The following is a 1,222-nucleotide window of genomic DNA, read 5'->3' as shown; positions in this document are numbered from 1 at the left end:
TGAAGGAACACTATCTTCTACAGATGAGGGTACACCCCAGGGAGGGATAATATCACCCTTACTGGCCAATATAGCCCTCCACGGAATGGAAGAGACCATAAAAGACTACGTAGAAAACCTTTCATTAAAGGAAACCAAAGTAAAGGGAAGAAGAGAAAGGAGAAAAAGCGTAAGTCTCATCAGATATGCAGATGATTTCGTCATCATGCATAAATCCAAAGAAGTGGTAGAAAAGTGTAGAGAAGTAATAATAACATGGTTAAAGGGCATAGGCTTGGAATTAAAGCCAAGTAAAACAAGATTGATACACGTAAATGAAGGTTTTGATTTCCTGGGTTTTAATATCCGTCAATATCAGACCGGAAAAAATCAATCAAAACAAGGCTTTAAAACCCTCATTAAACCATCTAAGAAAAAAGTGAAAGAGCATAGGGAGCAACTAACTGAGGTAATAGACAGTTATATAGCTGCTCCACAAGCTGCCTTAATCAGCAAACTTAAACCCATTATACAAGGTTGGTGCAACTACAACCGCAGTGTTGTAAGCAAGAAAACCTTCTCTGGGTTAGACCACCTACTCTGGAACAAACTTCAAAGATGGGGATACAGGAGACATCCCAGAAAGTCAAAAACCTGGGTAAATAAAAAATACTGGGGAACCAAGACTGAAAAGCCAAAGAACCCCTGGGAAGCACCCAAGGTAGACAACTGGACATTCATGACAAAAGAAGGAACATACCTTCCAAAACATGTCAAAACAGAAATCATCCGACACACAAAAGTCAAAGGAACCAGTAGCCCCTACGATGGGAATTTAATCTATTGGAACACCAGAATGAGTAACCACCCAGAAACGTCTAAACAGAAGGTAAAACTTCTTAAAAGACAACAAGGAAAATGCACTCATTGCGGCTTGACTTTTAAGGATGGAGACTTACTGGAAAAACACCACATAATACCGCGCGCACAAGGTGGAAACGACCAACTCAATAACCTTGAGCTACTACACCTACATTGCCACGATGCAAAACACAGAACTAAAATTGCAACTAAGCGTCAAGAGTCAAGTAACGACCCCTCTGAGTTAGATAACAACCCGTTCTAGTGTAAAGAGGTACCAATGAAAAAATGGTTCCTATCACGAGGAGCCGGATGAGGGGAAACTCTCACGTCCGGTTTTGAAGACGAGTCAGTGAGGTGACTCACTGGCTTAGTTTAATAA

1 protein-coding gene is annotated in these 1,222 nt (G+C 40.8%); it reads left to right on the top strand.

Features of this window, described 5'->3' with window-relative positions; translation table 11 throughout:
• The coding region (locus F6J99_RS45140; RefSeq protein WP_293123989.1) for a reverse transcriptase domain-containing protein at window positions 1–1,105 on the top strand (1,105 nt) is incomplete at its 5' end.
• Window positions 1,106–1,222: the final 117 nt, after the last annotated feature.

The sequence above is a fragment of the Moorena sp. SIO4G3 genome, assembly GCF_010692305.1.
Taxonomy (GTDB): domain Bacteria; phylum Cyanobacteriota; class Cyanobacteriia; order Cyanobacteriales; family Coleofasciculaceae; genus Moorena; species Moorena producens_A.
The sequence above is the reverse complement of the archived record's forward strand: the minus strand, read 5'-3'. Positions and strand labels throughout refer to the sequence as shown.